The organism is Calditerricola yamamurae (assembly GCF_054654135.1).
Window position 1 is genome coordinate 664,296 of the sequence record NZ_BAAIFH010000006.1, and the last position, 26,843, is coordinate 691,138.

Genomic DNA, 26,843 nt, shown 5'->3' on the forward strand with positions numbered 1-26,843 from the left:
CCTGAGGGAGCCTCTTGCCAAGAGTATTCGGTTAGGTTTTTACGTGAGGGATCGGTTTCACTTCGGTTAGGTTTTTATGTGAGTTGACACGTCAGCCTCAGGCGCTGGCCCGTTTCCCTGCGCTGCGCGCGCCCCTTTCCCCCACCGTCCATACACTATAACGTGACATCCTCTCGCACCCGAAAACCGAAGGAGGGTTTGCCATGCCTGCAGCACGAAAACGGGCGAACCGTGCGCGCACCGGACCGGGTCGCCCCCCCGTATCCCTGCGCGAGATGTATCGCGCGGTCACCGAGGCCCGCGAACGGATGGCCCGCATCGAGGAACAACTCGGGCAAATGAACCATCTCCTGGAACGCATCGACGAAATTCGGTATTATGTGGTACCACCGCGCCGGCGACGTCAGCTCGGCGCGCCTCCCGGTGTCAGCCCGCCGAAACCCGGCCTGCGGCGTTCGCCCGAACCGGATCGTTCCCGAACCCCTTCCACACCGCTGAACCCCAGCGAACTGGTCAAACAGATGCCCGCCCTTGCCGAACTGCTGAAAAACCCCCTCGTCCGCACCTTCGTCCGTTCCTTGCAGCACCGCCATTAGCCCATCTTTTCGCCCGTTCGCCTGCACGCGAATGCCCGGAACGGCTGGCCTCGTCCAGCGCTCCGGGCATTGTCGCGCAGGGATTCCGGCAGGCGTGGCCAACCGCTTCCCTTTCCCTCCGCTTACGGTACGCGCGGTGGAGAAAAATAGCGCAGGGGCTCCTCAAACTCGATCCAATCGACATTGACCATGAGCAACAGGTACCGCTTCCCCGTCCTCGGATCACTGATGATGATGTGGTCCTTCCCTGCCGCCTCCAGGCGCCCGCGGAACACCTTGGCGTTCCATTGCGTGTTGTTCTCAAAGGTCATGTAAATGGTGGCCATCTTGCCCAGGTTGAGACGCAAGATGTTCTCAATGTACGACTCCTCAAGCGGAAGCTGCGGCGGCACACCCGGCGCGGGGGTGGGGATTGGGCGTCGGCCCTCCATGCCCGGCGGACCTGGATTCTCTCTCCCCGCGATGGGATACCCTTGCGGCCAGCAAAACGGGTAGGGAACGTAAGATGGATACATCGCCGCCCTCCTCCGGTTTGCGTTTGCGCCATCGTCGGCCAGTCACGCGTCAGTACGTTCCGTAAACGTTGGGGCAGTTCTGGGGCACCGGTTGGAAGAAACAATGCGCCTTGAACCGCCCGCTTAACGGTTGGCCGAACCACTGTGGCGGACACGTCTGCGGGGGACGGTGAAACCACAGGGCGAACGTGGCCGGGTGAACCCGCCGGCCGTTGACGGCCTGACGGGCCAAGCGCATATGGTGTTCGCGCGGGTGTTGGTAAAAATATGAAAAGCGCACCGCTTCAAACCCGCCCGGCGATTGGAAAACCATTTGCGCGATCGTGCGAATGCCTCGGAAATCGAGGCAATCCGCGCGAACCCGGTTCACGCCGACGTTGCCCACCATGAGCATCCCCAACTCCCCCTCGCCTTCGGCCTCAGCGCGGATCAACTGGGCCAACAGCCGGATGTCCTGTTCTCTCGCCCGGATAACCGCCATCACCCCACTCCTTTGCCAACAAGATCACTGACTAGGATACTGGGTGATCGCACAAAAGGTGACGCACGGGGCAAAGAAAACCGAGCAACGGAGCCGCCTCAGAGAGGATCCCGGTCTACACGTGGGCGATACCGTGGATCATGGGGTCGCAAGCAAACCCATCGAGATGGTGGATCCAGCGTAACCCTAACGCCGCCTCCGAACAATCAGGGCTGCCGACACCAGATGTCGGCAGCCCTGTTTTTCATGCCGGGTGCTCCTCCTCCGCCCGTCCCCGCCCGCCTTATCAGGACAGGCTCCGGCTGTCCAGACCCGTCGCCGTGTCCGCCGCACGACCGACATGCGCGCACGCATCCGCCAAAGGACAATCAGCACAGCTCGGCGCATTCTTGCGGCAAACGGCTTTTCCGAACTCCACAATCAGGGCGTGAAACAAGGCCAGTTCGTCAAGCGCAAACCCCTCGGTAAGGACGGCGCGGCGCACGTCGCCGTAGGCAAAGGGCCGCCCCCACAGCCGTTCGGCCAGGCGCCGGGTGTAGGCATCACCGATGAACGACGGCAGGCCAAAGACATAGAGGAGCAGGGTATCGGCCGTCTCCTCGCCGACGCCCTTGATCGCAAGCAGCGCGCGGCGCAAGGCCTCGACCGAAGCCACGTCGGACGGCTGCACGAGCGGCGTGCGCCGCAAAAAGGCGGCCAACCGTTGCAGCGTCGATGCCTTCTGGCGGTAGAACCCGGCCGGACGAATGGCTTCCTCGACCGCGGCGCGGTCGGCGATCTCGAGCGCGTCCGGTGCGGTGAGGCCACGGACACGCAGCCCCTCCAGGGCCCGCCTGGCGTTCGTCCACGCCGTGTTCTGCACCAGCACCGTCCCCCACGCCCGCTCGTAGGGATCGGTGATGCCCCACCACCCGTCGGGGGTGAGGCCGGGCGCCCATGCCGCCAGTGCGCGGTACAGCACCCGCCACGTCAGGGCCGCGCGCCGGGTTCCCGCGGGAGCGTCTCCCGCATCGGCCGCCGCCCCAGAACGGCCTGCGGCACGCTTACTTCCCGCCATCGTCCTCCACGCGCACCTCCACGCCAACCGCTTTTTCGAGCGGGCGGATGATTGCCGCCACATCTTCCCGCCCATGTCCCTGCTGTTGCGCCTCGCCGACCATCGTCTCGGCCACGCGCCCGAGGCGCAGCGGCACGCCCAACTCCTCCGCCAACTGGGTAGCGATGCGCATGTCTTTGTACAAGAGATCGATGGAAAAACGCTGGGCAAAGTCCCCGGCCTGGATGAGCGGAACGGTGCGGTCCATCATGTAGCTGTGGCCGGTGCTATGCTTGAGGATCTCGTAGAGGACGCGCGAATCGATGCCCGCCTTGGCTCCCATCACGAAAGCCTCCGACAGCGCCGCCGTGTGCACGCCGACGAGCAGGTTGTTGATCAGCTTGACCACGCTCCCGCTGCCTACGGGGCCGACGAGGACCACAAATTTGCCCATCGCCTCGAAGACGGGTTTCGCCTTCTCAAAGGCTTCCAGATCCCCGCCGCACATGATCGTCAGGGTGCCCGCCTCGGCACCCATCGGCCCCCCGCTCACCGGCGCGTCGAGAAAGTGCACCCCCTTAGCCCGCGCCGCCTCGTAAATCTTGCGGTTCAGCGACGGGCTGACCGTGCTGTGGTCGGCCAGGATCGTGCCCGGTCGCGCACCGGTCAGGAGGCCGTTTTCCCCGAGGTACACCTCCTCTACCGTATCCGGCATGGGCAAGCAGGTCAGCGCCACGTCCACCTGCGCAGCCAGGTCGGCCGGGCTGGCCGCTTCCTTCGCCCCCAGGGCCACCGCCTTCTCAATGGGCCCCCGGCTGCGGCTGACCACGACCACCTCGAACCCCGCTTTTAGCAAATTTTTCGTCATCGGCAGCCCCATCGTCCCGAGTCCGACAAAACCGACCTTCATCTCGTACTCTCCTCCTTGCGGTCTGCGGGAACGAGACAGCCGGCGCGCGCGGCGCCGGCGTCCTCCCCGTTACTTCCCGCCGAAGCGGATGGCCAGTTGCGTGAGGGTGCGTACCGCCACACCGGTGGCGCCGGCCGGATAGTGGCCGCGGTCCTTGTCGGTGTCCGCCGTGCCGGCGATGTCGAGATGCACCCACGGCGTATCCTCGGCAAAGGCGCGCAGGAACAGCCCGCCCTGGATGGTGCCCGCCGGGCGGCCGGCATCGTTCTTCAGATCGGCCACATCGCTTTCGATGTACTCCTCGTACTCGTCAAAGAGCGGCAGTTCCCACACCTTTTCGCCGGCGATCTCGGCCGCCTTCTTCACCTCTTCGGCCCACTCGGCATCGTTTGTCATCAGACCGCTGGCCGCCTTGCCCAAGGCAACGATGACCGCCCCGGTGAGCGTGGCCACGTCGACCAGCTTCGTCGCGCCGAGGTGCTTGGCGTAGGCAATGCCGTCGGCCAGGATCAGGCGGCCCTCGGCGTCGGTGTGCCGCACTTCGATGGTCTTCCCGGAGAAGGAGGTGATCACATCCCCCGGCTTGAAGGCGCGCCCGGAAACAAGGTTTTCACAGGCCGGGATCACCGCCACCACGTTGACATGCGGCTGCAGCGCGCCGATGGCATCCATGGCCCCGAGCACTGCGGCGGCGCCGGCCATGTCCATCTTCATCTCGTGCATCCCCTCATCGGGCTTGATCTGCACGCCGCCGGCATCGAAGGTAATCCCCTTGCCGATAAAGCCGAGCATCTCCTTGCTGTCCGCCGCCCCCTTGTACTGCAGGACGATCAGCTTCGGCGGCTCGTCGCTGCCCTTGGCCACGCTGAGGAAGGCGCCGAAGCCGAGGGCCTCCAGCTCGTCCCGCTCGAGCACGCGAAACTCCAGGTTGCGCCGGCGGGCAATCTCCGCCGCCTTTTCGGCCAGTACCGTCGGCGTCATGCGGTTGGCCGGCGTGTTGACGAGATCACGCGCGAAGTTGGTCGCCCGGGCAAACACCTCGCCCCGCTCCACGGCCACCGCCGCGGCGCGGTCGGATATGGAATCGTCGACAACGACGGTCAGCCGCTCCAACGCCAACTTTTCTTCCTTTTCGCCGGTTTTGTAGCCTTGATACCGGTATGTACCGAGCAGCACCCCTTCCACAAGGCTCTGCACCACGTCAACCGGATTCCACTTTTTGTCATGGTTCTCCAGGACGGTCAGCGTCAAGTGGTGCACACCCACGTCTCGCGCTTTGCGGGCAGCGATGCCAAAGGCATCGCGGATCTTTTCCAGCGTGAGCTTTTCCTCTTTCCCCAATCCCAGAACGATCGTGCGGCGAGCCGGGATTTTGCCCCAGTTGTGCAAGATGGTCACTTCCCCGAACTTGCCGCGTACCTCCTTGAGCGCCATCAGCTCGGCAATGCGATGCCCCAGCGCCTCGTCGACCATGCGGGCAAACCCTCGCAGGGCCTCGTGGCCTTCACACACCGTGACCACCAGCGCATCAGTCGTCAGCTTCGTCGGATTTTCACGGGTAACACGAATCTCCACCCGTCTCCCTCCTCGACTTGTCCAGTGTCCGTTCCCGTTTTTCATTATACGAGATGACAGGGATGGAAGGCACGCGAAAAAACGGAACCGTAGGCGCTTTCACGCGGCCGCAATCCACAAAAAAACGCGCCCCACCGCGATGACACCGGTGTGAGACGCGCTACAGTTCCAGAAGCAACATTTCTCGCCGCAACGCCTCCAATCGCTCTTTGCACGCTTCGATGGTTTCCAGGTCTTCACACATAATCGCGTGGTGCAATTTGGCCAGCTCCTCGTCAATCTCCCGACGAAGTAGGGGAATGCGCCGTTCGGCGTCGGTACGCTTGAACGCCCGAAGCACTTGCTCCATGGTCACGCCTTGGCCTTTTTTAGGGAAAGGAGTCCATGCGAATCCCTCACTTTGCCGTTGGAATGGCCGGATGCCAGTCACATCCTGCAGTCCGCGTTCCGCCCCCGGAAATCCGTCCCCTCCGTTTCCCGTGCAACTGACGCTTTTTTGTCCAGTATATGCCGGTTGTGTTATAGTGATAGCAAGTGTATGCGCTGAGGAGGTGTCTCATGTGCCAGCCTTTACCGGCTTCACCGCCGCCGACTTCGAGGCCATGACCGTTCCTGGCTTGGAGGCACGGATGCGCGCGATCAAGGAAACGGTACGCCCGAAGCTGGAGGCCCTCGGCCAGCGGCTGGCCCCTGCTCTGTCGGCGATGAGCGGGGATCGGTTTTTCGCCCATGTGGCCAAGCACGCCCGTCGCACCGTCAACCCGCCCGACAGCACATGGGTGGCCTGGGCGGCCAATCCGCGCGGCTATAAGAAGGATCCCCACTTCCAGGTGGGCCTGTGGTCCACCCACCTGTTCGTCTGGTTTGCCCTGATCGAGGAGTCGCCGCTTAAGCCGCATTTCGCCGAAAACCTCGAACGCCACCTGGACAAGATCCGTGCCGCGATCCCCGCCCATTTCCGCTGGTCACGAGACCACACGGTTCCGGAGAGCACGCCGCACGCCGACATGACCGACGAGGACTTCGTCACGCTCATCCGTCGGTTAAAAGAGGTAAAGAAAGCTGAAGTGCTGTGCGGCATCACCATTGATCGCACCGACCCCCTCCTCACCGACGGCGATGCCCTGTTTGCCCGCATCGAGGAGACCTTCCAGACGCTGATGCCCCTGTACCGGTTGGCACGCTGAGACGGCCACGAAAACGGAGACGGCCAGGGACACATCCCTGGCCTTCAGTGGTTTTGCCGCCGCGTATCCCCTTTTACCACAAGCAGTTGAGCCGATCGCGCACCGCTTCCGCCTCGGCCACCATCCGCTCGATCAGTTCCTGAACCGATGGAATGTCGCGGATGAGCCCGATTACCTGGCCCGCCCAGCCGTAGCCCTCGTCCACGCGCCCTTCATGGATGAATGCGCGGTTGGCCGCCCGATAATGTAGTCCTTAAGCTCCTCGTACCCCACGCCTTGCCGCTCCAGCTCGAGAATTTTTTCTGTCCATGCGTTCCTCAACACGCGCCCCGGAGCACCGAGCGAGCGCTTGATCACAACGGTATCGGTCTCGGCGCTCTCCACCAGGGCTTGTTTATACCGCTCGTGCGCGTGAACACACTCCTTTGTGGCGATAAAACGTGTGCCCATCTCCACCCCCTCGGCCCCCAAGACCGGGGGGGACACCAGCACCCCATCCGCTCCCACATTTCCCGCATGGTGATTCGGTTTTCCGCCTAAGACGTCCGATCTCCGTTTTTGAACGCGTACGGACCCGAAGTGGAGGCGTACGGTCTTAATTATAACGGGAAGGGGACGGGGCTAGGGAGAAAGGGTAACGAAATTTTTGTTTCGTTACGGGAACTTACGTTTGTTAAAAAATGGTAAATATCTTTAACGTTTTTAAACTGTTTAGGAAAGATACTTTAAAAACAGCGAAACGGAGAGGAAATGAAGGCATGAAGAAATGGATGTTGTTGATGTTGGCGTTTGCACTGGTTCTGACCGGTTGTGTGGACCAGAATGCTGATTCATCGAAACAAGTGGACAAGCATCATATAGCAGGACATATATTTGTAAAGGAACCGAAGGATGCGGAGGAGGTTCAGTTTGTGGAGCATGTCGATGGGGACACAAGCAAATTCCGGATTGACGGGAAAGTAGAGACGGTTAGGTACCTGTTGATCGATACACCGGAGACCAAGCATCCCGAATTGGGGGAACAGCCGCTGGGGAAAGAGGCCAGCGAATTCACCCGAAAGATGCTGGAGAATGCAAACCGGATCACCTTGGAGTATGACGTGGAGAAGCGGGACAAATACGGTCGGGTGCTGGCTTATGTCTATGCTGACGGAAAAAACGTTCAAGAAGCTTTGCTGAAAAAGGGTTTGGCTAGGGTTGGGTACATATACGAACTCCCGCCGGCATTTGGATGAATTCAGAAAAGCGGAGGACATTGCACAGGAGAAGAAGATTGGTATCTAGCAATGTCCGGGATACGCTACGGATGAAGGGTATGTGGTAGAGAAGTGGTGTAAGGGGAAATTGAACGGATCAGTGCCGAAACCGAAAACCACGGGTTATAACGGTCCCTTTGATCCCTTTGGTCCTGATCGGGACTGTTCGGACTTTAAAACCCAAAAGGAAGCGCAGGCCTTCTTTGAAGCGGCAGGAGGACCAGAGAAAGACCCACATCGGTTGGATCCGGATAAAGATGGGGTGGCGTGTGAGTCCCTGCCGTAGTGGAAAACACCAATAAACAAGCCCAACCATGTGTGGTTGGGTGAGGCTGTTGACAAAGAAGGGTCAACAGCCTGGGGCGGTCTTTCTACCCGCCCGAGACTGCTGACAAACCCTGCATCCAAGGGGGCGGGACGCGATCTTCCCCCTTCGCTCCGGCGCAGAGGCGAGTCGCTCGGCGAAAATCGGTCCATCCCGGTCCTTTGTCATCGACCGAAGAACTTTCTCCGGTTTTCTCTTTCTTCCGAAAATCATTCCCCTTTGTTCGGCTCACCGTGAAGCGCTTTCCGGAAAACCCAACTGGTTCTCGAATATCCCATCTTCTCCTCATAGAAGCGGTGCGCATCCTTCCGCTGAACACCCGAGGTCAGCTCCACCAGCTGGCAGCCGTTGTCCCGGGCGAAGGCTTCGACATGGCGGAGCAGTTCGGCGCCGTACCCCTTGGAGCGCTCTTCCTCCCGCGTCACCAAGTCAAAGAGGAAAAGATACCGGCCGTTGTAAAAGTTGGTCATCACCGCCGCACCCGCCAAGGCGACGAACCGGCCCTCCTTCTCCAGGGCGAACAGCTGGTAACCCTGTGCCCGCATCTCCGACAGCAGGGACAAGTAGGTTTCCAGATCCAGATGGGTGCGCAATTCCTTCATGACCGGAAAAGCGGCGATCCATTCCTCTTCCGTCGTCAATTCGCGGATCATCGTCTTCCCCCCTCGTTTTCTCCCCATCATCGATGGTAACTTACCCACCTCTTTCAAAAAAGAGGCAGCAAGCGGTTGCGCTTGTGAACAAATACCGGAAGATGTGAGAAAGCCCTTCGTTCCTTTCCTCCGGTCCGGCGGGACCGCGCGGGAAAACAAAAAAGCGATCCGTATCGGATCGCTGCAGCGTGTAGACAAAGTACCGGGAGGTACAAGGTCTACACGCTTTTTTGTCGAATAGAGTTCTTATCCCATCATGCAGAGGTGGCCACATGCTGAGAAAACAATCGGCCGAAGGCCGTTACCAGCTTACCGTTGTTTCGTTGGACGAATTGGTTCCTCAGGATCACCTGGTCCGCAAAATCGAAAACGCCATCGACTTCTCGTTTATCTACGAGCTAGTGGAAGATCGTTACTGCCCAGACAACGGAAGACCCAGCATCGATCCCGTTGTCCTCATCAAAATGGTGCTCATCCAGTATCTGTTCGGCATCCGTTCCATGCGGCAAACCATCAAAGAAATCGAAACCAATCTCGCCTACCGGTGGTTTCTGGGATACGATCTCACCCAGCCCATCCCCCATTTCACGACGTTTGGAAAAAACTATGTCCGCCGATTCAAGGGTACCGACCTCTTTGAAAGGATCTTCACGCGCATTCTCGAAGAAGCCTGCCATCATGGGCTGGTCGACCCTTCCGTGTTGTATATCGATTCCACCCATGTCAAAGCCAACGCCAACAAGAGGAAATATCTCAAGCGGCTTGTCCAGGAAGAAGGCAAGAAATATCAAGAACTTCTCGAAGAGGAAATCAACCAGGACCGCGTAGCGCACGGGAAAAAGCCGTTGCCAAAAAAGTCTAAAGCCGTCTGGAAGGAGGTGAAGCAAAGCACCACCGATCCAGACAGCGGCTGGTTTGTCAAAAACGAAAAGGAACAGACGTTCGCTTACTCCTTCCATGCAGCCAGCGACCAAAACGGCTTTGTCGTCAGTGCCGTCGTCACGGCCGCCAACGTTCATGACAGTCAGGTCTTCACAGATGTGTTCGAGCAAGCCGTCAAGCACGTCGGAAAACCCGGCGCTGTCGCGGTGGATGCAGGGTATAAAACGCCTTATATCTGCAAGTACCTCTTGGACCAACAGGTCCGTCCGGTCATGCCGTATACTCGTCCCCACACAAAAGACGGAAGGTATCGAAAGCAGGATTACGTGTACGATGAGTACTACGATTGCTATCTTTGTCCTGCCGGACAAGTGCTCACCTACGAAACCACGACCCGTGAGGGTTACCGAATCTACCGTTCCGATGCCACGACCTGTCGATCTTGTCCATTCCGCTCCCAGTGCACAGAAAGTCACGATGCGGTTAAACGCGTGAGCCGCCATATCTGGGCCCATTACATGGAGGAAGTGGAGCACCTGCGCCATACAGAAGTGAATAAACGCCTATATGCACGCCGAAAGGAAACGATCGAGCGTGTATTTGCGGATCTCAAGGAGAAGCATGGCTTGCGTTGGACCACGTTGCGAGGATTGGAAAAAGTGACAATGCAGGCGATGCTTGTTTTTGCTTGTATGAATTTAAAAAAGCTGGCGAATTGGTTATGGAGGTTAGGAAAAACAGGGCGCCATGCCCTTCATTTCGGTATCCTTTTTGTTCTCAGACGACAAGAAAACTCCCTCGGCTGCGTTGGCACCGAGGGAGTTTGTCTGCAGTCTGAAGCGATCCGTATCGGATCGCTGAGAGTGCTTTATATAACTTGGAATGGGGCTCTAAGTCAATAACTGTGGATGGGAGGTCAACCAAGCCAAGGGCATAAAAGCGAGGAGCATCTTTCGCACATAGATTTCGCGGTTGCGGAACCCGTAGCTGATTCGTTTGAGCAGTTTGATCTTGGTGTGCACGCCCTCCGTGTAGCCGTTTGAAACACGCCAGGTGTGATAGGCCAGAATCGCCTCGCGCCAGCGGCGGAGCGTGCGTCCCCACTGCAGGAGCGCGGCATCGCTTGCCGACTGGGTCTCAAAGATCACGCGGTCCAGGATGGCTGTGGCTTCGTCTCGATTGGAGGCGCGGTAGACGTCTCGCAGCTGCTCTTTGACCCAGTGAAAGTGGGCCACGTTTTTGTGATGCTTCCGAATGGCGGCAAGCTGGGCAGCTTGGCGTTCAGTGAGATCGTCCTCGTTCTTCAAAAGCGGCCATCGAGGCAGGCGTACCCCGGTCACCTGCTGTTCCACAAGCCGTGCTTCGTCAACCCGCCGATTCGCGTCCTGGATAACGTGAAACGGATCTGCCACGATGACAGCGCCGGGCAAAGCGCGCTTCACGGCATGGCGCCAAGCATCCTTCAGGTCGATGCATACGGCCCGAATGCGCCGACGAACCGTATCCGGCAACTGTCGCAAAAAGCGCTCCAGCGTTTTCATGCGGTCATCCGGCAAGATGGCCAAAAGGCGCCGTTTTGGCCACACGCATGTGACCGTGACCATCATGTCACGGCCGCGATAGCTGTGTTCATCGATGCTCAGCACGAACGCATCAACATCCCGGAGGGCTTCCTCGAGGTTTATCTGCTGGCCTACGCACCGGAAAAGCAGACGGCGCAAGGTGCTGGTGCTTGTTCCGCTTTCCTGGGCGGCACGACGAAAACTGCCTGCTTTCAGGCGCTGGAGCAAAAGGGCTTCGGCCCGTTCGGTCCTGCGTGCCCAGGGGCGAATGCCAGGGAAGCGTTCGGTGAACACTTTTCGACAGGCCGTGCACTGGAAGCGCCGGGGACGTACCCAGAGGTAAACCGGTTTCTCGTTGCACCAGGTGTGCAGCTTTCGTTTCCATTCGCGCGCACGATCGTAGACGCGGCGTGTCAGCTGTCCACAATCCGGACACCGCGCTTCCTTACGCGGCCGACCTGCGTAGACGTGGATGCTGTCGGATTGATGGACGGTACGGTAAACAATCCACGATTGTAAGCCGAACATTTCTGCGGTAAGCTTGTTCATAGGCGGTCGCGAGCCTCCTTCGGGATGTGGTGCGCTTAACTATCCCTTGGCTCGTCGACCGCCTTTTCCTCTTAGTTCCCACACTTTTTAGCGTAGAGCCTTGGAATGGTTGACATTTTTGTACTCGTTCTTTATAATTAAAGCATATTAAAAATTTTGTCTATTGGAGGGATTTTGTATGAAGAAGTTTTTTATCCGGAGTACATTAGCAGTAGTAGCACTTTTGATCATGGCAATGCCCGTTGCTCTTGCCAATAGTTCAAGTTATTCCTTCACGATGGACTATCGTTATGTTAACGGAAAGGATAACGGGGTAACTCATGGACTCAGTGCAGGTTCCCTTACGAATTCAGGTAGTCTCTGGGCTTATAGAAAAGCTGCAGGAGCGGTTGGTCCGTACTCCGTAACAATTGCAGTTGTAAAAGACGAAATCATCGATGACACAATCTGCACAGTGTCTGTAACACCATCCACTACGTTGAATGAGAAAAAATCTTTTTCCAAAGCGTGTGGTAGCGTACCAACGGGCGTTTATTATATCGAAGCATGGAAAACAAACGATGACGGTTGGGACATCAAGGCACAAGGCACATTAACCACCCGTTAAAAAACACATTAGTTAAAAAACACATTATATATGGCCTGGCAAAGGTTTAACCTCTGCCGGGCCGTGTCACATATAAGGGAGGGGTTTTTGTGAGAATCGATATCGAAAGTATCATCCCGCTTGCTGTCATCATCCTTGTTTCACTTCTTATCTATTTAAAGAAAAGGAAAGGGCGAACAAGCGGTTATTTGATATGCTTTACCATCTTCTACATATACCTGACTTATGTAGTGGGATACACTATCCTGCCTCTTTGGTTTGATCCAGAAGTACTTGAATTCCTTAGGCGTGATGCAAATCTGATGTCCAGTATAAATCTCATTCCTCTCCGGGGAATGTCTATTGACTATTTGCTGTCTATCCAGGGTGTTGGAAATATTGTTCTTGGGATACCATTTGGATTTGGATTGCCGTTTCTCGTTAAAAGTAATTATAAGTCAATTTTGCTAAGAGGATTATTTTTTACGCTCACGATTGAGCTTGTACAGTTGGTAATATCCTTGCTATACAGATTTCCTTACAGAACCATTGACATCAACGATGTTTTGTTGAACCTTTCGGGTGTATTAATTGGATATGCGCTGTTTTGCTTTTTTGCCTGGATTTACCGCAAATCTGTGTCTAAAGACGAACCCACCAAGGGTGTATGGAGCCACATCCACAACGTCCTGACGAGTCAAAGTGTAAAAACCATTGACTAATTAAGAGGCAAGATACTAAAGGGGGCTTTATACTCTTCCAACAGCTTTCTTACTTCTTCACGGAGTTCATCATCTTCAATCAATCCAAGGGATTTTCTGGTGTTAAATACAGAAGCGCATTTCTGTTGAAAGTCGCAATGCTTGCACTCCCTTGCTATGGGATCGTAATAATACCCGAAGCACTCGGATTCTTCAAGTGGAGCATCTTCTATTTGATACGGGAGGGTTTGATTGATGTACATCAAAAGCAAACCCTCCTTTTCTTGTTTCCACACATACAATTCAGTTTATTCGGTTCATTTTTGTTACAACCGAATATAGTTGAGTCCATATTCTTGTGTAAAAAGGACTCTCTGAAAAAAGTCAGAGAGCCATTTCCAATCCCCCTCGGTTAGAATGGAGCTTGAACCCACAAAAACCAAAAAGGGAGAGGGGATCGAAATGGCTCACTATCAGATTACCGTAGATGCACAGCTTTTGCATCAACTTTTTCTCCGCGACACGAAAGACGATGCGCTCGCCAAGCTCCTGGAGTCCGTCTTGAATCAAATTTTGCAAGCTCAGGCCACGGAGCAGCTGCGTGCAGAGCCCTATGAACGGACGGAAGAACGCCAGGGATACCGCAATGGGACGTATCCGCATCAGCTCACGACCCGGGTGGGTACCCTCACGCTTCGGGTTCCGCGGTTTCGAAACGGGAAGTTTTCGACGGAGCTGTTTGCCCGTTATCAACGGAGCGAACAGGCGCTGGTGTTGGCCTTAATGGAAATGGTGGTGAACGGGGTATCGACGCGCAAAATTGAACAGATCACGCAGGAGCTGTGCGGTACGGAGTTCTCGAAATCCACCATCTCGGAGCTGTGCAAGCGGCTGGATCCGGTGGTCAAGGCATGGAACAACCGGTCGCTTGAAGAGAAGGCCTATCCCTTTGTCCTCGTCGACGCGCTGGTGCTGAAGGTACGCGAAGAGGGGCGCGTCCGGTCACGCGGCGCGCTTATCGGAATTGGCATCAACACCGAGGGATATCGTGAGGTGTTGGGCCTGATGCTTGGCGACAGCGAGTCGGAAGCCAGCTGGGGCGAGTTTTTCAGCTGGTTGAAAAGCCGCGGGCTGCATGGTGTTGATGTGGTGGTGTCGGATGACCATCGCGGGCTCGTACGCGCCATTCGGCGGCACTTTCAGGGCGTAACCTGGCAGCGGTGCCAGACGCACTTTGTGCGAAACATTCTCGATGCTACACCAAAACCGCTGCAGGAGGAGGTCCATGGCCGGGTACGGGCCATCCTGGAGGCACCGGATATGGAGACGGCACGGCAACTCCTGAAGCAAACGCTGAAGGCGTACGAGGAGAAGGCACCGAAAGCGATGGCGATCCTGGAAGCCGGTTTTGAAGACGCGACGGCGGTCTTGGCGTTGCCAGAAAAGTACCGGAGGCGGCTGCGCACCACCAACGCCGTTGAACGGCTGAATGAGGAGATTCGGCGCCGTGAACGAGTGATTCGGATCTTCCCCAACCGCGAGTCCGCCTTGCGGCTTTTGGGTGCTTTGCTGATGGAGATTGACGAGAAGTGGGCCAGCGGCAAAAAGTATTTGGGCATGACCGAATACCTGGAATGGCGTGCCGCTCAGGAGGCCGAAGCGTCTGCGAAAGTGGTGCGGGTCAGCTAGGGGCCATTCCCTTACCGACCGTATGTAATTTCTTGGGATAAGCCCGTTCGAGCCGAGGGGCAATTTTACACAGAAATTTGGACTTGATCCCGAATATCCCGTAGAGGACTGAAAGCGGAATGTTGGCGTTTAACGTCCACTTCGGTCATGTTGATGTATCGTTTAACCATCGACATGTCGGAGTGGCCAAGGATTAACCGGAGGGAAAACGGATCACCACCATTCAGGAGGTAGAGAACCGCTCCGGTGTGTCGGAATAGGTGCGGCCGGATTCGCTTATGCTCCAATCCGGCGTTCCGTGCATATTCCTGTAACCGCTTTCTCCAGGTATTGGCTTTGACCGGGGTGCCGTCGTAGTTAAGAAAGAGCTCATTCCGGCCAAAATCATTGGTTTCAGCGATGTATTCCAGAAGAAGCTTTTCCGTTTTATCGGAAACGGGGACGGTTCGACCACGCTTTACCTTCGTGTCCTGAGCATCTAACCGGATCGATCCACCTCGCACGTTTGACCGTTTCATCTTCAACAGTTCGCTGATTCTTACCATCGTATCCAGGAGGATGCAGATCATCACATAATCCCGGAAACCTACGTAACGATTCGTGTCGATAACGGAAAGAAGCTTCCTTATCTCCCTTGGGGTCAGTACATCGATTTCCGTATCGGGTTCCCGAATCTTTGTCAGCCTTTCGTGAAGGGGTTCGCTGAGATATCCCTCCCGTTCCAGCCATCGCAGGAAGGTCCGAAGGGTGCGGATTCGGATATTGATGGTTACGGGGGACAGCCTCTTTTCGTCTTTCATCCATCTTACGTATCCCAGAACCGCGTCACTGGTCAGATCGGAAACCGATATTTCCGGGTTGAAGTAATACAGAAGGTAACGGAAGTGCTCCCGGTACATCTGCATCGTGCTTTCGTTTAATCCTTCGGCATCCTTGTGCGACAGGAAGAGGCTCATTGCTTTTTCCATCGGCAACTTTCCCTTGACGAAGTGATGACGCACTTGGTAGGAGCTAACACCAATTTGACCGAAATTTCTGACGTATTTTCTCATAGTAAACCCCTCCCTCAAGCAAAAAGCTATTTTCTTCGTTTTGCTCACCCATTCGCACGTTTACTCCCTCGGCGAAATCAGAATTATTTCCTATTTGTTGATTATAAGTTGAATATTGGTTTGAGGGGGTGCTGTTGAGGGAAAAGATCAACGAACTTCCATTTATTAGGCCGTTCCTAGGCCTCCCCTGTTTTCCCTCGCAGCTACCCTCCCATATCTCACGGAGTCTTGTGCCCACCACATTCCTTCGTCCAACCTGTCGAGGGAGGAGGCCACGTTTGCTCCTAGGCAGGGTCTCAGCCCGAATGGATTGAAATACCGGCTCTCTGCGTGCACGAATGAGCGAGAACGGATCAAGGCGTTCGTCACACCATCAGGAGCATTCCTGACCCTAGGCGACGAGACCTACCGTCGCAATGGATTGCGGAGGTTTGGGCATTCGGCTGGCATCGTAGCGGATCTTGCGCGTCCCCAGAACATAGAGCAGGCGAATCAACCGGCAGCACAACGCAACGAGAGATTGTTTGGGTTTCAGCGGGTTTGGGCGTTCCTTCGTGTAATAGCGGTGCAAGGCCCGGAACTCCGCATTTTTGGCCACCAGCACGAAGACACAACGGTACAGAAGCGCGCGCAGGCGCGCACGTCCGCGCTTGGAAATGCGCGTTTTGCCTACGTGTTTCCCGGAACGGTTTTCGACGATGTTCAGCCCTGCTAGCTTGCGAATTTGCCGCCAGTCGCGGTATTGGCGCAAGTCACCCGTCTCGGCCAGAAACCCCGCCACCGTCATTTCGCTGACGCCGGGAATGCTCAGCATTTCCATAGCCCCGGGAATGCGCTTGAGGAGCTCTGCGATTGCCTGCTCAATCTCCTCAAGCTGCTGGCGCAGGAGGTCGTATTCCTGCAGCCAGCAGCGAAGCGAAAGGCGCGCGGCATGCAGGCCTTGGGTCAGACCGATGGAACGCTCGGCGCTTGCGCGCAAGGAACGAGCGCGCGAAAGTCCCACGGCCCGCTGTACCCCGTGTTCTCGCCACAGGCGAACCAGCTCTTCGGGCGTATACGCACACACATCTTGCGGAAGCGGGAAGAGACGAAGCGACACGAGGGCCGTTTTGCTTTCCCAGTCCGGGAACACATCGAGGAACTCCGGGAAGTACTGGTCCAACCAGCGGCGGATGCGCGCGTGCAGGCGCTGAAGGTTCTTCATGAGCTGGTAGCGGAGATGGACAAGGCCGCGCAGCTCGGCGAAATCGCCTTGCGGCCATGTGGGAATGACGAAATGCCCGTCTTTGATAAGCTTGCCAATGACCAAGGCGTCCTTGCGATCGTTTTTGGTCGGCGAGTTCTCTACAAACTCTTTGGTTTGCTTGACATGGAAGGGGTTGACAAGGACGACCGGGACATCGCAAGCACGCAAATAAGCGGCAAGGTTCAGCCAGTAATGACCGGTCGGCTCCATGCCGACCACGACCTCTGAAAGCCCGTGTTTCGCCTGCAGCTGGCGGATCCACTTTAAGAACCCCTCAAACCCCTCAAGTCGGTTGTCAAAGATCAACGGTTCGCCAAGGATGTGCCCACGCCAGTTAATCGCACGTGCCACGTGTTTCTGGGACGCGATGTCAACGGCTACGATGAGCGTGGAATCGTGAATGGTGGCAAGCTTGCGATTTTGTGCTATCATAGGGGTACTACCTCCTGATTTTCGTGGTGGTGGGTGCTTCTTCTGACACCACCACGATATCAGGAGGTTTTCGTTTTGTTCAAACCCCCGTTTGTTTCATTACAGGAATGCTCCTTAAAAGACACGTACGGTCTCGGTATAAAGTAACCCCCTCGTACTCCGATAAAATGTTCGGGAGACCGCACGTGTTTTCGGTTGGAAACCACATCGATTGACATTTCAGAATATCAAAATATTAACCTCGGTTTTGAAGGCCAGCGCCGCCACGAGCCCCCGCCCGTCGCCGATTCCGCCACTGGCGAGCACGGGAATGGACACCGCGTCCACCACGCGAGGGATGAGCACCATTGTCCCCACGTCGTCGCGCCCGAGATGACCGCCACCCTCCTGCCCCACGGCCATTACCGCGTCAACCCCGATCTCTTCGCACTTCTTGGCCTGCCGCACCGAGGAAACGAGCACCAACACCTTGATGCCATGGGGCTTGATGGTTTCCACCAGGGGCGTCGGATTGCCGCCGGTGACGGAGATGACGGGCACCCGCTCCTCAATGGCAACCTGCAGCAGATCTTCATACGGCCGGCCGTGCTGACCGATGGCAAAGTTGACGCCGAAAGGCTTGTCGGTCAGCCGGCGTACCTTGCGAATCTCCTCGCGCAACGCTTCGGGATCCCCGATGGTCATGGCCGTGATCTGTCCCACCCCACCGGCGTTCGAGACGGCCGCCGCCAGCTCGGCGTAGGCCAAGTAGGCCAGCCCGCCCTGTACAATCGGGTAACGAATCCCCAACAGTTCCGTCACGCGCGTCTTCACATCGCGTTCCTCCCTTCAGACCATTCGAAATCGTTTGCCTACTCGTTGGTTATTTTACCATGCGATTGTCACAAATTCCTCTTGCAAACGGGGGGGAATCTGTTATACTCTACCTTGATTTTTAATAAAGCGAGGAGAGAGCCATGAATCGGCAGGCGCGTACGCCGCTATTCACGGGTCTGTTGGAGCACGCCAAGCGCAAACCGCTGCAGTTTCACATTCCAGGACACAAGCGCGGCGCAGGGATGAACCCCGAATTTCGGGACTTCATCGGGGAAAACGCCCTGTCGATTGACCTCATCAACATTGCTCCGCTCGACGATCTGCACAACCCGCATGGCATCATCAAGGAAGCGCAGGAGCTGGCGGCCGAGGCCTTTGGGGCCGACCACACCTTTTTCTCCGTGCAGGGGACAAGCGGTGCCATCATGGCCATGGTGATGTCCGTCGTCGAGCCGGGAGACAAGATCATTGTCCCGCGCAACGTCCACAAATCGGTCATCACCGCCCTAATCCTCGCCGGGGCCACACCGGTGTTCATTCACCCGGTAATGGACGAGACGCTGGGCATCGCCCATGGCATCACCACCGCCTCGGTGCAGCGCGCCCTCGAGCAGCATCCCGATGCCAAGGCGGTATTGGTGATCAACCCCACCTACTTCGGCGTGGCGGCCAACCTGCGCGAAATTGTCAAGGTCGCCCACAGTTACGGCGTTCCCGTACTGGTGGACGAAGCCCACGGGGCCCATATCCACTTCCACGAGGAGCTTCCCATGTCGGCCATGGAGGCGGGCGCCGACATGGCGGCCACCAGCCTGCACAAGCTGGGCGGATCGCTGACGCAAAGCTCCATTCTCAACGTGCGGGAAGGGCGGGTCAACCCGCAGCGCGTGCAAACGATCATGAGCATGCTGACGACGACCTCCACCTCGTACATTCTCCTCGCTTCCCTCGACGCGGCCCGCAAGCAGCTGGCCCTCCACGGCCGGGAAATGAACGAGAAAGCGCTGCGCCTGGCGCGGCGGGCCCGCGAGGCCCTCAACCAAATTCCCGGCATTTACTGCTTCGGCGACGAGCGGATCGGCGAGGAAGCCATCTACGATTACGATCCCACCAAGCTGACCATCCACGTGCGTGAGCTGGGCATCACGGGGTACGAGGCGGAAAAATGGCTTCGCGAGGTGCACAACATCGAGGTCGAGCTGAGCGACCTGTACAACGTGCTCTGTTTCATCACCGCCGGCGATAGTGAAGAGACCGTCAACGCGCTGGTGGCGGCGATCCGCGATCTGTCGCAGACCTTCTATTCAAAAAGGACTGCCCGCGAGGTTCGCGTGGTGCTGCCGAAGATCCCGGTGCTCGCCCTCTCGCCGCGCGACGCCTTTTACGCCGAAACGGAAACGGTACCGCTCGACGAAGCGGTGGGCCGCATCATGGCCGAATTTATCATGGTCTACCCCCCGGGCATTCCCATTGTCATGCCCGGCGAAATCCTCACCGAAGAAAACCTGGCCTACATCCGCGAAAACCTGGCCGTGGGGCTGCCCGTAAAGGGGCCCGAAGACCCCACCATCCAAACCGTCAAGGTGATCAAAACACATCGCGCCATTCGGTAGGCATCCGTTGCCCTTGGGTTCTGCCGACGCATCCGACCCGGATCGATCCGGGTCTTTTTTGATGGTCAAACCGGCAACAAAAAAGTTCCCCCTTCCGGTGGAAGAGGGAACCATGTGGAGTGTATGGAAACAGTATGGCAGGCTCGCACACGTCAGAGGCTCGGCGTCTCCTCCTGCTCTTCCTCCACGCAGGCCGCACAAACGCCGAAGAGAACGTTCACCTTTTCGTCGTCAACATGCGCGATAACCCGATCGCAACATTGACACACAATCGTCCCCATCAATTGGACCTCCTCGCCCGTATCGTTCACACCAAAGCGCATAATCAACAAATTGTGTCACATTTTTATCGTAATCGTGCTATGCTAATGTTGTCAAGAAAAAATCGCCCATGAGCCAGGTCACGGGCGAGGAAACGGATCAGTACTCCGATTCCAGGGGAACAGAGGGGAGTATCTTTTGGAAGAAGTGGGAGAGAAATTCGGCGTCCTCGCGATGCTGGATGGCAAAATGCTGCTGGATGTAATCGACGTTGGCCGCCTCGTCCGCACAGAGGGTCGTGGCGCGTCCCGTTTGCATGCAGATGACCAGCGGCTTGCCAAAAAACTTGCGCGTAAACAGGATGCCAAAATCGTAGCGGGTGTGTTCGGTGGTAAACCCGATAAACCGGACATGCACGTTTTCCATTTCATCGTACAACCGTTCAAACTGCTCCATCGGCCCCGCCTCCTTCAACAATTTCTAATTTTTAGTAAATAAGGCAGTGTACCTGTTGTTCCGCGATCGTTGCAACCGTTTCCCACACGCGGTATAAAAAATGGACGGACGAGTGACGACTAGAAAGAACGGAAGAAGTAGATAGTATTTTACCATAGCCAGGGTCACCATACAAGGGAAAGGGGCAAACCCGGCAGGTCGTTTCCTTTTCCGAAACCGTCGACGCCATCTTGCCCAACGGCCGGAGCCGGTCCGTCACCTTTACCGTCTATCCCCAACCCATCCGGTCGCACGGGTTTCGCCTGCTTCCCCGAGTCGCCCCCGGTCCATTGTAAAGGAGGCGGCAAAATGGTAAGATGAGGGCGAACACATTCCCCACTACGGGAGTAGGAGTGAACACCGTTGGGCGAAACGGCAACCATCAAACTGGTGGAAGGCTCGACCCAGCAGGCGATCACCCTCGAAGAGGTGAAGGCGCTGCTCGAGCGGTACATCGAGCAGACAACCAAGACGGGCCAGCAGCTCGGGTGGAACTACCAGGAGCACGCGTTTCCCTATACCATCGAAACGCGACCGGAAGCGGAAGGGAAATGGTTTCTGTTGCGCGGGAAACAGCCGGGTTACCGCGCCATTGTCATCGGTGTGGGGACCGAACCGTACACGGTGACCATCGAACAGCCAAAGGAAGGAGCAGACGGGGAAACGGACACCGTCACGGAAACGCGCCAGCGCGCCTACATTGCCGTGCACCTGCCCGACGTCAGCACCCACGGCGACAAAGCCAAGGCCAACGAGTTTTGCAAATATTTGGCCAAGACGTTGCAGGCGGAACTGCACCTGTTCAACGGGCGCGTCATGTACTACAATCCGCGCAAAGGATAACCGCGCAAGTTGGAAACAGAGAGGGCGTAAAAAAACAGCAAGTCCGTGTGACTTGCTGTCAGACTGCAGACAAACTCCCTCGGTGCCAACGCAGCCGAGGGAGTTTTCTTGTCGTCTGAGAACAAAAAGGATACCGAAATGAAGGGCATGGCGCCCTGTTTTTCCTAACCTCCATAACCAATTCGCCAGCTTTTTTAAATTCATACAAGCAAAAACAAGCATCGCCTGCATTGTCACTTTTTCCAATCCTCGCAACGTGGTCCAACGCAAGCCATGCTTCTCCTTGAGATCCGCAAATACACGCTCGATCGTTTCCTTTCGGCGTGCATATAGGCGTTTATTCACTTCTGTATGGCGCAGGTGCTCCACTTCCTCCATGTAATGGGCCCAGATATGGCGGCTCACGCGTTTAACCGCATCGTGACTTTCTGTGCACTGGGAGCGGAATGGACAAGATCGACAGGTCGTGGCATCGGAACGGTAGATTCGGTAACCCTCACGGGTCGTGGTTTCGTAGGTGAGCACTTGTCCGGCAGGACAAAGATAGCAATCGTAGTACTCATCGTACACGTAATCCTGCTTTCGATACCTTCCGTCTTTTGTGTGGGGACGAGTATACGGCATGACCGGACGGACCTGTTGGTCCAAGAGGTACTTGCAGATATAAGGCGTTTTATACCCTGCATCCACCGCGACAGCGCCGGGTTTTCCGACGTGCTTGACGGCTTGCTCGAACACATCTGTGAAGACCTGACTGTCATGAACGTTGGCGGCCGTGACGACGGCACTGACGACAAAGCCGTTTTGGTCGCTGGCTGCATGGAAGGAGTAAGCGAACGTCTGTTCCTTTTCGTTTTTGACAAACCAGCCGCTGTCTGGATCGGTGGTGCTTTGCTTCACCTCCTTCCAGACGGCTTTAGACTTTTTTGGCAACGGCTTTTTCCCGTGCGCTACGCGGTCCTGGTTGATTTCCTCTTCGAGAAGTTCTTGATATTTCTTGCCTTCTTCCTGGACAAGCCGCTTGAGATATTTCCTCTTGTTGGCGTTGGCTTTGACATGGGTGGAATCGATATACAACACGGAAGGGTCGACCAGCCCATGATGGCAGGCTTCTTCGAGAATGCGCGTGAAGATCCTTTCAAAGAGGTCGGTACCCTTGAATCGGCGGACATAGTTTTTTCCAAACGTCGTGAAATGGGGGATGGGCTGGGTGAGATCGTATCCCAGAAACCACCGGTAGGCGAGATTGGTTTCGATTTCTTTGATGGTTTGCCGCATGGAACGGATGCCGAACAGATACTGGATGAGCACCATTTTGATGAGGACAACGGGATCGATGCTGGGTCTTCCGTTGTCTGGGCAGTAACGATCTTCCACTAGCTCGTAGATAAACGAGAAGTCGATGGCGTTTTCGATTTTGCGGACCAGGTGATCCTGAGGAACCAATTCGTCCAACGAAACAACGGTAAGCTGGTAACGGCCTTCGGCCGATTGTTTTCTCAGCATGTGGCCACCTCTGCATGATGGGATAAGAACTCTATTCGACAAAAAAGCGTGTAGACCTTGTACCTCCCGGTACTTTGTCTACACGCTGACAGCAAGTCCGTGTGACTTGCTGTTTTGGTTTTAGCGGCTCTTGATGAGCAATTCGATCGCTTCCTGCACCACCTTGCGCGAATCGCCGCCCCGCGAGAACTCCTCAAGGATGCACCGCTCCATGTTTGTCGCCACAAGGTAGGCGATGGCCTTGTCGAGTGCCGTGCGGGCAGCGGTAAGCTGGGTGACGACGTCCTTGCAGGTGGCCTCTTCCTCCATCATGCGCAGGACACCACGGATTTGCCCCTCCACTCGTTTGAGCCGCATCTTCAACTTGTCGTCGTAAAGGATCGTGGGCACGGCGGATCACCCCCTTCGCCATCCGGCTGCCCTTATCCTACCGCAACACGAACGAACCCTTCAAGGATCCTCTGCCCTTCTCCTCAAATGAACAGGTTTAGCTTGGCGTCGTAGGCTTCGCCCAAGTATGCCGCCACGCCGCCAAAGTCGACGCCGTCGATCAGCTCCTCGGGTCGAATGCCGAGCACGTCCATCGACATGGTGCAGGCCACCAATTTCACCCCTTGCTCCCGCGCCATCTCAATCAGCTGGGGCAGCGTGGACACGTTTTTGCGACGCATGGCCCATTTCATCATCTTGGCTCCCAGTCCCCCCATGTTTAGCTTGGACAACCCCAAGCGTTCCGGTCCCTTCGGCATCATGGCGCCGAACAGCCGCTCCATCCAGGGCTTTTTTCCGGGAGCGGCGTTCTCTTTGCGCAGGATGTTCAGCCCCCAAAAGGTAAAGAACATCGTCACCTCGCTGCCCATGGCCGCCGCCCCGTTGGCGATGATGAAGCTGGCCATCGCTTTGTCGAGATCACCGCTGAACACGATGATCGTCGTTTTGTCGGCCACGGTTCTCCCTCCCGCTTCAGGATTTCTGGAACAAGAACAGGTTTCGGCTTCGCCATGACGGCAACCGGATACGCGCCTGCCGCTTCTCCGACCCGCGCGTTGTGAGCGTTCGATGCGGGTATCTGGATTCCTCGTGGAACGAAAGACAGGGGGCGAGTGCATACCCCCGCCCCCCCTGTTGCTTGAAACCCTTAGCCTTCTCTTCAACCTTTTTGGATCCGGAACCGGTATTCGCCGTTCCGCTCCTCCACCGACAGGACTTCGTGCCCGGCCTGTTTCGCCCAGGCCTGTACGTCGTTCACCGATCCCTTGTCGGTGGTGATCAGCTCCATCACTTGCCCGGGCTGCAGGGAATCAATTCCTTTTTTCGCCTTGACAATCGGCATAGGACATGACAGCCCACGGGCATCGACCACCAAATCGGCCATGAAGAACCACCTCCCTTTTGCCACTTCGCGCCATTTCGAGATATGCTACACCGTTTTTTAAGCGTTTGGCGTGCTGTGATGAACGGCGCAGCGGTTGGGACCGAGTTCCAACTCGTTGGCTTCATCGGGTGTAACCGCCTTGAGGCCGCGGTTGATTTCGATGATCGTCTCAAAGTTCGGCGGCTTCTCGGCTTGGGCCGAGGCGGCTACGGTTTCGGTGAAGGTCTCGCGATCCTGTGTCCGCATGATCTCGTTGCTGCGGCGAATGTCGCCCAGCAGTGCGCCAACGATGCCGCGGTCGTTGATCTCTTGCACGTCGGCGTAGTGGGCCGGAAGCACGTAGACGTCATCCGGCAGGTTGGCGATCGTTTTGAACACCGTGTCGTAGAGCATCTGCGCCCATTCCTTGGCCTTGCCGCCCAAATCGGGCCGCCCGAGGCCGCCGACGAAGATGGTGTCGCCGGACAGAAGGTACTTCTTGTTCACCAGGAGCGACGTCGACCCCGGCGTGTGCCCCGGCGTGGGGATGGCCAGCACCTCCACGACCACCTTGCCCATGCGAATCTGCGGATGATTTTCCAGCGGCTCAAAGGTGATCGTGCCATCCTGCACGTCGCTTGAGGGCACGTAGTAGGTCGCCCCGGTGCGCCGGGCCAATTCGGGACCGCCAGAGATGTGGTCGGCGTGCACGTGGGTGTCGACAATGTGCCGGATCATCGCCCCATCCCTTCGGGCAAGCTCCATGTAGACGTCAATATGGCGGTTCGGATCGACAACCAGCGCCTCTCCCTCGGAGATCAGCACGTAGGACAGACACCCTTTAGCCAGGCGATTGACCTGATACAACTTCAAGTTCTCGTCAACGACGACCAACTCGGGGTGATAGAACTGACTCCACGCCAGCATGCCGCCCTCGAGGTTCACGGCGTTGTACCCCCGCGCGCGGAGCTGCTCGGCGACATACTCCGACGCGCCGCCCTTGGCGCAGACGACAACGATGTCCTTGACGTCTTTGGGAATGGCCTCCCAAACGGACGCATCTTCTTCGATGAAGGCGAAGTACGGGACGTTGATCGAGGTCACATGTTTCCCCTCAATCTTCCAGTTCGCGTATTCGTCCTCGTTGCGCACGTCGAGGATGAAGACGGGCTGACCGGAAGCAATCTTCTCATGCAATTCCTTGGACGTAATCGAAGGCACGTTGCCCATGGCGATCCCTCCTGCTCCCGAATGCGGAATTTAAAAGTTCAGCGTCACGTCGGCGTCAAAGGCGAAGTCGAGGAACGTCGCCGCGCCGCCCACGTCGACGCCGTCGATGAAGTGGGAACGGTCGAGCCCCATGACGTCCATCGTCATCTGGCAGGCGATCAGCTTGACGCCGGACTCCTTGGCCATGTTGAGGAGCTCGGGGATGGTCGGCACGCCGGCTTTGGCGAAGTTTTCTTTCAAGTGCTCCTTGCCGGGCCCCAGTTGCAGCATGGACGCGGCGTCCTTGTGGATGATGGAGAGCCCGTCGAAGGTGAAGAACACGCCCACCTCCGCGTCAAGGGCTGCCGCCGCCGTGGCGATGTTCAGCACTTTGTAGGCCGTCTCGAGCCCGCCCGTCGACGCGATGATGGCCACGCGCTTTTTCTTGTCCGCCATAGGAATCCTCCTCCCTCAAACGATGAGATGATGTGATGATGGAGAATCGGTGTGGGTCTTGCCTTACACGCGGGTTTCCACGGGGCCTTCCCACTTGGACATGCCCGGAAGCACGTTTTTCACGCGGGTAAACCCCTTTTCGGCAAGGAGTTGGCAGGCCAAGTCGCTGCGGTTCCCGGTGCGGCAGATGACGTAGTAGGTCTCGTTGGGATCCAGTTCGGCCAGCCTCTTCTCCAGCTCGCCGAGCGGAATGTTGATCGCGCCAGGAATGTGGCCAAAGGCGTACTCGGCCGGCTCACGAACGTCGAGGACCTTCACGGCCTCGCCCGCCGCCAGTTTTTGCGCCAGCTCCTCGTTGGACGCGGTGTGCGGAAAGCGCGTTTCCGGCTTTTCTTCCTCTGCCGAGGCCCGGCGGATGTAATGGTGGTACTTCCCGTCTACTTCCTTCACTCCCAGGTAGTGATGGCCCACCCGTTGGGCCCAGCCTTTGAGGTCGGCGAGGGATCCGCGGTCAGTGGCCACCACCTCCAGCACCTGTCCCGGAGTGATCTCTTCGATGGCCTTCTTGGTTCGCACCACCGGCATCGGGCAGGAAAGCCCCTCGCAATGGATGGTTTTGTCCACCCGAATGGGCATCACGCCGCTCCCCCTTTCCCCTTCGGTTTCCTTCTACGCCAACATGCCGCCTTGCAGGTTGCGGACGCGAAAGCCGCGCTCGGCCAAAAACGCGCACGCTTTGGCGCTGCGGTTGCCGCTGCGGCAGACCACGATCCACTCGCGCTGGGGATCCAGTTCGCTCACCCGCAACGGCAGCTCTTCCAGCGGGATGTGCGTCGCCCCCGGAATGTGCCCTTTGGACCATTCCTCCACTTTGCGCACATCGAGCACGCCGAAGCGGTCCTGCTCGCGCGCCAGCAACGTTCTGGCTTCGCGCGGTGTGATGTCGCGAACCGCAGTGGTTATGAGGTTTACCCCTCTTTCTTTATCCATATACCCGTATGGGTATATACTCTACTTTCAGTATGGGGAGACGCCGGCAATTTGTCAAGAGGGGAGA

At 57.1% G+C, this 26,843-nt stretch carries 30 protein-coding genes and 3 pseudogenes; 10 read left to right on the forward strand and 23 right to left on the reverse strand.

The features are described from left to right. The first annotated feature begins 203 nt into the window (after positions 1-203). Positions 204-596: a hypothetical protein gene (locus ACYQ0Z_RS09585; protein ID WP_459867299.1), complete on the forward strand. Its 393-nt coding sequence runs from the start codon at positions 204-206 to the stop codon at positions 594-596. Between the two features lie 122 nt (positions 597-718). Here the strand turns inward: ACYQ0Z_RS09585 and gerQ are convergent, their stop codons facing one another. From gerQ to ACYQ0Z_RS09615, 6 genes are all read right to left on the reverse strand, one after another. After that, positions 719-1,111, reverse strand: a complete 393-nt coding sequence (gerQ, locus tag ACYQ0Z_RS09590; RefSeq protein ID WP_459867302.1) for a spore coat protein GerQ — start codon at positions 1,109-1,111, stop codon at positions 719-721. 49 nt (positions 1,112-1,160) lie between these two features. Then, on the reverse strand, positions 1,161-1,592 hold the full coding sequence (locus tag ACYQ0Z_RS09595; protein ID WP_459867305.1) for a cell wall hydrolase: 432 nt from the start codon (positions 1,590-1,592) through the stop codon (positions 1,161-1,163). A 286-nt stretch (positions 1,593-1,878) separates the two neighbouring features. Next, complete coding sequence (locus ACYQ0Z_RS09600; RefSeq protein ID WP_459867308.1) at positions 1,879-2,649, reverse strand: endonuclease III domain-containing protein; 771 nt, start codon at positions 2,647-2,649, stop codon at positions 1,879-1,881. Further along, positions 2,636-3,577: an NAD(P)-dependent oxidoreductase gene (locus ACYQ0Z_RS09605; RefSeq protein ID WP_459868864.1), complete on the reverse strand. Its 942-nt coding sequence runs from the start codon at positions 3,575-3,577 to the stop codon at positions 2,636-2,638. Before ACYQ0Z_RS09605 ends, ACYQ0Z_RS09600 begins: the two co-directional genes overlap by 14 nt. Before the next feature lie 30 nt (positions 3,578-3,607). Then, a complete protein-coding gene (locus ACYQ0Z_RS09610) occupies positions 3,608-5,113 on the reverse strand; it encodes a leucyl aminopeptidase (protein WP_459867311.1) in 1,506 nt (501 codons plus the stop codon). A gap of 160 nt (positions 5,114-5,273) precedes the next feature. Next, positions 5,274-5,462 carry a hypothetical protein gene (locus ACYQ0Z_RS09615; RefSeq protein WP_054670718.1) on the reverse strand — a complete coding sequence of 63 codons (189 nt, stop codon included), beginning with the start codon at positions 5,460-5,462 and terminating at the stop codon, positions 5,274-5,276. A gap of 211 nt (positions 5,463-5,673) precedes the next feature. Here ACYQ0Z_RS09615 and ACYQ0Z_RS09620 point away from each other — a divergent pair, with 211 nt between their 5' ends. Next, on the forward strand, positions 5,674-6,300 hold the full coding sequence (locus ACYQ0Z_RS09620) for a YktB family protein (RefSeq protein WP_229725851.1): 627 nt from the start codon (positions 5,674-5,676) through the stop codon (positions 6,298-6,300). Positions 6,301-6,373: 73 nt separating this feature from the next. Here the strand turns inward: ACYQ0Z_RS09620 and ACYQ0Z_RS09625 are convergent. Beyond that, a pseudogene (locus ACYQ0Z_RS09625) lies at positions 6,374-6,774 on the reverse strand (NAD(P)H-dependent flavin oxidoreductase); the annotation flags it as partial. Positions 6,775-7,058: 284 nt separating this feature from the next. On the opposite strand from ACYQ0Z_RS09625, the gene ACYQ0Z_RS09630 reads away from it, so the two are divergent. Beyond that, complete coding sequence (locus ACYQ0Z_RS09630) at positions 7,059-7,535, forward strand: thermonuclease family protein (protein ID WP_054670721.1); 477 nt, start codon at positions 7,059-7,061, stop codon at positions 7,533-7,535. A gap of 121 nt (positions 7,536-7,656) precedes the next feature. Continuing rightward, positions 7,657-7,842 carry an excalibur calcium-binding domain-containing protein gene (locus ACYQ0Z_RS09635; RefSeq protein WP_218185365.1) on the forward strand — a complete coding sequence of 62 codons (186 nt, stop codon included), beginning with the start codon at positions 7,657-7,659 and terminating at the stop codon, positions 7,840-7,842. A 248-nt stretch (positions 7,843-8,090) separates the two neighbouring features. Here ACYQ0Z_RS09635 and ACYQ0Z_RS09640 read toward each other — a convergent pair whose 3' ends face one another. After that, complete coding sequence (locus tag ACYQ0Z_RS09640) at positions 8,091-8,534, reverse strand: GNAT family N-acetyltransferase (protein WP_054670724.1); 444 nt, start codon at positions 8,532-8,534, stop codon at positions 8,091-8,093. Between the two features lie 272 nt (positions 8,535-8,806). Here ACYQ0Z_RS09640 and ACYQ0Z_RS09645 point away from each other — a divergent pair, with 272 nt between their 5' ends. Beyond that, positions 8,807-10,318: an IS1182 family transposase gene (locus tag ACYQ0Z_RS09645; RefSeq protein WP_157057714.1), complete on the forward strand. Its 1,512-nt coding sequence runs from the start codon at positions 8,807-8,809 to the stop codon at positions 10,316-10,318. Here ACYQ0Z_RS09645 and ACYQ0Z_RS09650 read toward each other — a convergent pair. Further along, positions 10,307-11,527 (reverse strand): ISL3 family transposase, encoded by a 1,221-nt coding sequence (locus ACYQ0Z_RS09650; protein WP_459867318.1) that lies wholly within the window; start codon positions 11,525-11,527, stop codon positions 10,307-10,309. The genes ACYQ0Z_RS09645 and ACYQ0Z_RS09650 overlap by 12 nt on opposite strands. A gap of 178 nt (positions 11,528-11,705) precedes the next feature. On the opposite strand from ACYQ0Z_RS09650, the gene ACYQ0Z_RS09655 reads away from it, so the two are divergent. Both ACYQ0Z_RS09655 and ACYQ0Z_RS09660 read left to right on the forward strand, forming a co-directional pair. Continuing rightward, positions 11,706-12,134, forward strand: coding sequence for a hypothetical protein (locus ACYQ0Z_RS09655; protein WP_157057998.1), 429 nt, complete (start codon positions 11,706-11,708; stop codon positions 12,132-12,134). 89 nt (positions 12,135-12,223) lie between these two features. Continuing rightward, positions 12,224-12,835 carry a VanZ family protein gene (locus ACYQ0Z_RS09660; protein WP_188816670.1) on the forward strand — a complete coding sequence of 204 codons (612 nt, stop codon included), beginning with the start codon at positions 12,224-12,226 and terminating at the stop codon, positions 12,833-12,835. Here the strand turns inward: ACYQ0Z_RS09660 and ACYQ0Z_RS09665 are convergent. Then, complete coding sequence (locus ACYQ0Z_RS09665; RefSeq protein ID WP_157057615.1) at positions 12,832-13,077, reverse strand: hypothetical protein; 246 nt, start codon at positions 13,075-13,077, stop codon at positions 12,832-12,834. The genes ACYQ0Z_RS09660 and ACYQ0Z_RS09665 overlap by 4 nt on opposite strands. Positions 13,078-13,276: 199 nt before the next feature. On the opposite strand from ACYQ0Z_RS09665, the gene ACYQ0Z_RS09670 reads away from it, so the two are divergent. Then, the gene (locus tag ACYQ0Z_RS09670; RefSeq protein WP_459864370.1) at positions 13,277-14,503 is read left to right on the forward strand and encodes an IS256 family transposase; all 1,227 of its coding nucleotides are present in this window, start codon (positions 13,277-13,279) and stop codon (positions 14,501-14,503) included. A gap of 65 nt (positions 14,504-14,568) precedes the next feature. On the opposite strand, the gene ACYQ0Z_RS09675 is transcribed toward ACYQ0Z_RS09670, so the two are convergent. The 3 genes and pseudogenes from ACYQ0Z_RS09675 to ACYQ0Z_RS09685 all read right to left on the reverse strand — a co-directional run. Further along, positions 14,569-15,555, reverse strand: a complete 987-nt coding sequence (locus ACYQ0Z_RS09675; RefSeq protein WP_459867323.1) for a tyrosine-type recombinase/integrase — start codon at positions 15,553-15,555, stop codon at positions 14,569-14,571. Between the two features lie 391 nt (positions 15,556-15,946). After that, on the reverse strand, positions 15,947-17,233 hold the full coding sequence (locus ACYQ0Z_RS09680; RefSeq protein WP_459867326.1) for an IS110 family RNA-guided transposase: 1,287 nt from the start codon (positions 17,231-17,233) through the stop codon (positions 15,947-15,949). A gap of 240 nt (positions 17,234-17,473) precedes the next feature. Beyond that, positions 17,474-18,046: pseudogene (locus tag ACYQ0Z_RS09685) on the reverse strand (NAD(P)H-dependent flavin oxidoreductase); the annotation flags it as partial. A 143-nt stretch (positions 18,047-18,189) separates the two neighbouring features. Here ACYQ0Z_RS09685 and ACYQ0Z_RS09690 point away from each other — a divergent pair. Beyond that, positions 18,190-19,662, forward strand: coding sequence for an aminotransferase class I/II-fold pyridoxal phosphate-dependent enzyme (locus ACYQ0Z_RS09690; RefSeq protein ID WP_459867329.1), 1,473 nt, complete (start codon positions 18,190-18,192; stop codon positions 19,660-19,662). Between the two features lie 152 nt (positions 19,663-19,814). On the opposite strand, the gene ACYQ0Z_RS09695 is transcribed toward ACYQ0Z_RS09690, so the two are convergent. Together ACYQ0Z_RS09695 and ACYQ0Z_RS09700 are read right to left on the reverse strand one after the other, a co-directional pair. Beyond that, complete coding sequence (locus tag ACYQ0Z_RS09695; protein ID WP_459867332.1) at positions 19,815-19,943, reverse strand: GapA-binding peptide SR1P; 129 nt, start codon at positions 19,941-19,943, stop codon at positions 19,815-19,817. 139 nt (positions 19,944-20,082) lie between these two features. Beyond that, positions 20,083-20,379 (reverse strand): DUF3055 domain-containing protein, encoded by a 297-nt coding sequence (locus ACYQ0Z_RS09700; RefSeq protein ID WP_459867335.1) that lies wholly within the window; start codon positions 20,377-20,379, stop codon positions 20,083-20,085. Positions 20,380-20,781: 402 nt separating this feature from the next. On the opposite strand from ACYQ0Z_RS09700, the gene ACYQ0Z_RS09705 reads away from it, so the two are divergent. Then, a complete protein-coding gene (locus ACYQ0Z_RS09705) occupies positions 20,782-21,261 on the forward strand; it encodes a DUF1885 family protein (protein WP_459868869.1) in 480 nt (159 codons plus the stop codon). A 165-nt stretch (positions 21,262-21,426) separates the two neighbouring features. Here ACYQ0Z_RS09705 and ACYQ0Z_RS09710 read toward each other — a convergent pair. The 8 genes and pseudogenes from ACYQ0Z_RS09710 to ACYQ0Z_RS09745 all read right to left on the reverse strand — a co-directional run. Continuing rightward, positions 21,427-22,767, reverse strand: a pseudogene (locus ACYQ0Z_RS09710) (IS1182 family transposase); the annotation flags it as partial. A gap of 120 nt (positions 22,768-22,887) precedes the next feature. After that, positions 22,888-23,124: a metal-sensitive transcriptional regulator gene (locus ACYQ0Z_RS09715; RefSeq protein ID WP_459868872.1), complete on the reverse strand. Its 237-nt coding sequence runs from the start codon at positions 23,122-23,124 to the stop codon at positions 22,888-22,890. Between the two features lie 116 nt (positions 23,125-23,240). Further along, positions 23,241-23,714 (reverse strand): DsrE/DsrF/DrsH-like family protein, encoded by a 474-nt coding sequence (locus ACYQ0Z_RS09720; RefSeq protein ID WP_459867338.1) that lies wholly within the window; start codon positions 23,712-23,714, stop codon positions 23,241-23,243. A 203-nt stretch (positions 23,715-23,917) separates the two neighbouring features. Continuing rightward, positions 23,918-24,142 (reverse strand): sulfurtransferase TusA family protein, encoded by a 225-nt coding sequence (locus tag ACYQ0Z_RS09725; protein WP_459867341.1) that lies wholly within the window; start codon positions 24,140-24,142, stop codon positions 23,918-23,920. Between the two features lie 57 nt (positions 24,143-24,199). Further along, positions 24,200-25,351 carry an MBL fold metallo-hydrolase gene (locus ACYQ0Z_RS09730; protein WP_459867344.1) on the reverse strand — a complete coding sequence of 384 codons (1,152 nt, stop codon included), beginning with the start codon at positions 25,349-25,351 and terminating at the stop codon, positions 24,200-24,202. 30 nt (positions 25,352-25,381) lie between these two features. Next, positions 25,382-25,786 carry a DsrE/DsrF/DrsH-like family protein gene (locus ACYQ0Z_RS09735; RefSeq protein ID WP_459867347.1) on the reverse strand — a complete coding sequence of 135 codons (405 nt, stop codon included), beginning with the start codon at positions 25,784-25,786 and terminating at the stop codon, positions 25,382-25,384. Positions 25,787-25,849: 63 nt separating this feature from the next. Next, on the reverse strand, positions 25,850-26,422 hold the full coding sequence (locus tag ACYQ0Z_RS09740; RefSeq protein ID WP_459867350.1) for a sulfurtransferase TusA family protein: 573 nt from the start codon (positions 26,420-26,422) through the stop codon (positions 25,850-25,852). A gap of 33 nt (positions 26,423-26,455) precedes the next feature. After that, positions 26,456-26,776, reverse strand: a complete 321-nt coding sequence (locus ACYQ0Z_RS09745; RefSeq protein ID WP_459867353.1) for a rhodanese-like domain-containing protein — start codon at positions 26,774-26,776, stop codon at positions 26,456-26,458. Positions 26,777-26,843 lie beyond the last annotated feature (67 nt).